At 40.1% G+C, this 6274-nt stretch carries 2 protein-coding genes and 1 pseudogene; 2 read left to right on the top strand and 1 reads right to left on the bottom strand.

Translation table 11 applies throughout. From position 1 onward, the window contains the following. Both AB5935_RS23135 and AB5935_RS23130 read left to right on the top strand, forming a co-directional pair. The coding region (locus AB5935_RS23135; RefSeq protein ID WP_368327607.1) for a SusC/RagA family TonB-linked outer membrane protein at window positions 1-2534 on the top strand (2534 nt) is incomplete at its 5' end. Window positions 2535-2536: 2 nt separating this feature from the next. Then, window positions 2537-4486: a RagB/SusD family nutrient uptake outer membrane protein gene (locus tag AB5935_RS23130; protein ID WP_038610033.1), complete on the top strand. Its 1950-nt coding sequence runs from the start codon at window positions 2537-2539 to the stop codon at window positions 4484-4486. A gap of 288 nt (window positions 4487-4774) precedes the next feature. Here AB5935_RS23130 and AB5935_RS23125 read toward each other — a convergent pair. After that, window positions 4775-6274: pseudogene (locus AB5935_RS23125) on the bottom strand (type IV secretory system conjugative DNA transfer family protein); the annotation flags it as partial.

The following is a 6274-nucleotide window of genomic DNA, read 5'->3' as shown; positions in this document are numbered from 1 at the left end:
GAGTAGAAATTTCATCAGGAGATTTGAATGACATCCAGCCAGATGATATTCAGAGTTTCTCTATATTAAAAGATGCCAGTGCAACAGCACTTTATGGAGTCCGGGGAGCTAATGGAGTGATGATTGTCACTACCAAGGAAGGAGCTACAAATGAGAAAATATCTGTAAAAGCACGTTTGGAGAATTCTTGGAGTATGCCATCGTATCATCTTGATATGGTTGATGGCCCGACTTATATGCGTATGTATAACGAAGCTTTGAAAAATGATGATCCTAACACTTCTCCAATGTATTCGGAAGATAGAATTCAGGGAACAATAAAAGGATTAAATAAATATATATACCCGAACGTTGACTGGCAAAAAGAAATATTTAAAAATGTAACAATGAATCAACGGGCCAATATAAATATTAGCGGTGGAAGTAAAATTGCATCATATTATGTGTCTGCTGGCATCTACAGAGATACTGGGATCATGAAAAATATATCACAAGGAAGTTTCAATAATAATATAGACAATAAAAGATATAACTTTCAAGCTAATATAAACGCTAATGTGACAAAAACTACAAAAGTAAGTCTCAAACTGAGCACTGTTATCGATGACAAAAACAGTCCAGTTGTCAGCGCAGCTGATACTTATCGAAATATTATACAGAAAACCAATCCGGTAAATTTTCCTATCATGTTTCCGGCAGGTAGCGGTCCTTTAGGAAATGAAACTAACATACTCTATGGAAATATGAGTTTTAATGGAGCCACTTTTGTCAATCCTTATGCTGAATTGGCAAAGGGGTATTCTACCACGTTTTCTTCCACGGTCATTTCCACCTTTGAGTTAAAACAAGATTTGTCCATGCTTGCAAAAGGTTTGTCAGCAAGGGCTTTGTTTTCATATAAGAATTGGAATACAGCAAAGACTGATCGTTCCACTGTACCTTTTTACTACCAAATAAGTAAGTATAACCCTACAGATTATACTTACACTTTGGAGAAAATAGGGACAACCGGAAGTGATTATTTGTCCTTCTCTAAGGCCAATAACGGAGACAGAACTATTTATTGGGAAGCTGCTATTGACTACCAGCGGTTGTTCGGGAAGAATAATATAACAGCGATGCTGCTTTATAACCAGAGACAATATAATCCTGCTTTTCCTAGCTCCTTGTTTGACGCTGTGCCTTATCGTACCACAGGATTGGCTGGTCGTTTTACCTATGCTTATGACGAGCGGTATTTTGCGGAGTTTAATTTTGGTTACAATGGTACAGAAAATTTTATTAAAGATAGGCAATTTGGATTCTTCCCGTCAATAGCCTTAGGGTACAGTATTTCAAATGAGGATTTTTTCAAGCCTCTAAGAAGTGTAGTTACAGCATTGAAAATAAGAGGAAGTTATGGCTTGGTCGGGAACGATAAAATAGCTGGAGCCCGCTTTCCTTATTTAACGGAGATTTCTTTAGGTACTGGCCCTAATTATCACTACGGTGAAAACATGAATACATGGTATAGTGGAATCACTTTCACACGTATTGGCAATGAACAAGCAAAATGGGAGGTTGGATATAAGGCAAATGTTGGTATTGATATGGAGATATTAGGCAGCCTAAATTTGACAATAGATTATTTTACAGAACGTCGAACCGGAATCTTTCAACAGCCCGCGACCTTGCCAAGTAGTATGGGGTTTGGAAGCACTATTCCATATTACAATTTGGGAGAAGTTAAGAATAGTGGAATTGATGCTTCATTCACATACAATAAGGCTGTAAATAAAGATTTTACAATAAGCTTGCTTGGAAATATTGTATACGCACATAACAAGATAATAAAGGATCAGTATCCGGAACAGATATACTCCAATCTTAGCCACATTGGTCATCCTATCAATTCAATATATGGTTTAACCGCATCAGGGTTATACGGTACGCAGGAAGAAATAGATCACGGACCTGTGCAGCAATACGGTAGCGGTCCTAAGATAGGTGATATTAAATATGTAGATATAACCAGTCAAGTTGACGGAAAGAATATTGTGAATGATAATGACAAACATGTTATTGGCAGTCCAACAGTTCCGGAAATCACCTATGGATTCGGTGGAACCATACGTTATAAAAAATTTGACTTCGGAATATTCTTTCAAGGGGTGGCTCGTACTTCTTTCATCCTATCCGCTGGTAATATGGCCCCATTTGGGCGATGGAATGCGAATGTTGCCCAGTGGATTGCTGATGATTATTGGAGTGAATCCAATCCTAATCCTAAAGCTCAATACCCACGCCTATCAGCCATAGGCAACGAGAACAACCACCAAAACTCCACTTATTGGTTGAGAGATGGTTCCTTCCTAAAACTGAAAAGTCTCGAGTTCGGTTATTCAATGAAGTATCTTCGTTTCTATGTTAATGGAACGAATCTTTTAACATTCTCTAATTTTAAACTTTGGGATCCGGAAATGGGGGGAAATGGATATTATCAATATCCAACACAAAGAGTTTTTAACATAGGAATACAATTTAATTTTAATTAATCATGAAACTAAAAGATATATTATTAATAATTAGTAGCAGTGTAATTTTAACTTCATGCAACTACTTGGATGTGGTTCCTTCTGAGATTCCACAATTAAGCGATGCATTTAAAAACGAGGCAACGGCACAAAACTATATAATGGGGAATGTTTACGGGTATATTCCAACAGAGAGCTCGATCGCAGAAAATCCTGCTCTTCTTTCCACAGATGAACTTGATATACCATGGAGAAATGACAAAACCAATTTTAAAGCGTACCATATCAACCTAGGCACTTTGGATACTTCGTCCCCATATTTTAATTTATGGGAAGGGGCTAACGGTTCTAAAGCATTATATAAGGGTATCCGTGAAGCATACGTATTTCTAGAAAATATTGATCAGGTTCCGGATTTGGATGTTGCTAAAAAAGCACGTTGGATTGCAGAAGCGCATTTTCTGATAGGTTATTACCATTTCTGCCTATTACGGCAATATGGACCGATTATAGTAGCCAGAAACAGTGTAGATATGAATGCTCCGGAAGAACAACGCTATCCCCGAAGAGAACCTGTAGATAACTGTTTTAACTTCATTTTAGAGAATATAGATTATGCAATAAACAACGGTCTGCCACAAAGTGTTACAAGTAATGAATGGGGTCGTATCACAACCCTTATAGCCAAAAGTTTAAAAAGCCGTATCTTACTATATAGAGCCAGTCCGATATTTAACGGGAATGAGGACTATAGCAACTTCAAGGATTCTGATGGTACAATACTTGTCAACACAGTTTATGATGCGGAAAAATGGAAAGCAGCGGCAGATATTTCTTTCGAAGCTATCCAAATGGCTGAAACGAAAGGCGTTAAGCTTTACAAATGTTCAACAAACAGTTCATTGACATTTGCAGATAGCCTTCTTAAGGCTAAAGATCTCACAGGAATTATACCTGGTCAAAGACCTAAGATTTCTTATAACTCTCTTTCGGAAGAGAAGCGTAAAGAATATGATTATCGTTATACAATGGTCGATCCTTGGAACTGTGAACTGATTTGGGGATTTACCAATATAGAGAATAATCAAACATGGCAAAGACACTCAATGCTAAGGCCCTATACTTTTAATGGGATTTCTCCTACGCTGAAAATGGTAGAAGCCTATTATACCAGAAATGGGTTACCAATCGAACAAGATCCCGAATTCGATTATGAGAAACGATATCAGCTTGTAGCTGCGGACAATGTCCATTGTTATGATAGAACCCTACGACTGCACTATAACCGTGAGCCACGTTTTTATGCAAGTATCGCATTCGATAATAGTATATATGAATTGCGTGGGGCGAATATCTTATGTGAGATGCGTTTTAATAAGCCTTATGGCAAGCAATCGCAAGACGCTTCCTCGACAGGATATTTAGTCAAGAAAGGAGTACACCCATCTTCTGATTGCCAGCAAAGCGGTCAAACAGGTTTGCTTGTAAAATATCCCTTCCCTCTTATTAGGTTGGCCGAATTGTATCTGAATTATGCGGAAGCTTTAAATGAATATGAAGGAGAAGCTAGCCATAGCAAAATAATTCCTTATTTAGATAAGATTAGAGAACGTGCTGGAATCCCTGCTCTGTTAAAGTCATGGTCAAAAGCCAGATATCCCAAAACAAGTTTTACAAAGGACGAAATGCGAGAAATCATACATAGAGAACGAATGATCGAATTGTCCTTTGAAGGGCATCGTATGTGGGATGTCAGACGGTGGAAGATAGCTCGCCAAGAATTTGATCAGGATGTAAAGGGTTGGGATGTTAGTGGTCAAAGCGTAGAAGAATTTTATAATGTTTCCGGAGATATGGCCCAACCTCAGATTGTTGCAGATAGAAATTTCCCCAATGAAAAGTATGCATTATGGCCAATATCCATTACAGAGATCCAAAAGAATAGAAATTTGGTACAAACAGACGGCTGGTAAATATGGATAAAAATAAAATTTCAATATTTTTCCATTATAGAGATTTATAAATCTGTCTATGAAATTAATCGGGATGTTTCTCCTTTTGGCATAAGTCAAAAATAGAAATATAGGGCTTCGTAAGAGGCTCTATATTTTTTAGAAAATTCAATTATAATAGTGCAAGGATAAGATGTAAATTAAACTGTGTTTCAAAGTTAATATTTTATTCTTTGCTGACACAGATACAGTTTAATTTACGTCCTCTTTTATTGCACTTATTGAAATTGTGAATATATATACAGCTTTCTATCTGTCGGAAAACAAAGAGTTTACATCCTCTTCTGTATCTTCCATTTCAAACACCCTCTCGATATCTTTCAGTATTCTGGTATAATTGTCAGATATTTTCTTCTCCGCCCTAAACGCAACTACCAGAAGCGGTTCCTCCTCCAGTTTGAGCAGCCTGAACTTCTTCCTGAAATGCCCTTTGATATTGAAACGGTTTCCCATTCCGATAAATTCCCCCGGATCCAGTGAAGCGAAGTCCTTTGATTCATATATCTCTTCCTTCTGTGTACTGATGGTCACGCTGGAATTGTGGCCGCCACCGCTGCTGCCGGAGCTGGTAGACTTCTTCTCCTTCTCGTATTTCCCGAAAAAAAAGGGTAATATTTCAATGCCTCCACATCCAGTGTGCGGCCCAGGAAGATATTTCCGAAATTCGCCTCGATGGACGACCTGTCCAGTTTGCTGTACAGTTTTTCCAACTTGGCTCCGAACTGGGTGAGCAGCAGGAACGCCGCCCCGTACTCGCGCAGGACGGAAGGCAGCTTCTCGAAGTCACGCACCTTGAAGGTAGTCATCTCGTCCAAGATAAATACAAAGGGGACCTTGTTCTCCATGGAGAACGAGCGCGAGGTGATGCTCACCATCATGGCAATAACGGGGGATATCACCGATTCCGTCGCATAGTTGTTGCTGATTGCAAAAAGTTTCGGATGCTCCAGATCAATCAGATTGAAATCGAAGTCATTCCCTGTCAGCACATAGTATATGTTCTCATTGGTGGTCAGCTTCGCCACATAGTTGCTGAGGGTGGACACATAGGAGGCCTACATCTTCTCGCTGTCCTCCACCTTGAGGTACGCCCCGCTATCATGGCACTGATATCGTTCAGCTTCAGAAATTCCTGAAGCTATCCCGTATCGGCCTTCATCACGAAGTTAACGATATGCGGCAGCGTGCAACATTCCGGGAACTCGTCCCAAAGCCTGTATGCCACGCCGTTCAGGATGCCAAGCGTACCCGTATACCATTGATGATGTGGGCGGCATCAACGCGCCCAGTACGTCCTCCATCAGCTGCATGAGCATCGTCCTGTCCTTTATATTCTTCCTGTCCAGCGGATTGAAGCGGTAAATCCGGTTCATATTCGTGAAATTTACATAATAGAACTCATGGGGGTATCCGTGTTTCCTGATTAGGTTGTATGCAGTCCGGGGATGGCAAAATCCTTGAAGTCATAGATAAAACCGGCGAATCCGGACCTGATGTATTGTTCCATCAGCGGTTTGCCTATGGATTTGGTCTTGCCGGAACCGGCTCCTCCATAAACAAGGAAATTGGAGAACCAGTAATAATATCTGATAATTGTCCCGCCCGTGGCGTGAAGGGAGAGCAGGGCTTTTCCGACCTTCCGCTTTCTGTCCCTCCTTTGAAAGAAAGACGAAGAAGTACGGAAACGACACCCGGAAGCAGGAACCACCACCCGTCCGGAATGGTGGCATGTGCAACAGCTGTTTCTGC

The organism is Phocaeicola sp. RTP21198st1_B8_RTP21198_201120 (assembly GCF_040929485.1).
GTDB lineage: Bacteria > Bacteroidota > Bacteroidia > Bacteroidales > Bacteroidaceae > Phocaeicola > Phocaeicola dorei.
The sequence above is the reverse complement of the archived record's forward strand: the minus strand, read 5'-3'. Positions and strand labels throughout refer to the sequence as shown.

Excerpts from the sequence above, each read along its gene's own strand:
- AB5935_RS23130 (WP_038610033.1), top strand. The coding sequence starts at position 2,537 with ATGAAACTAAAAGATATATTATTAATAATTAGTAGCAGTGTAATTTTA.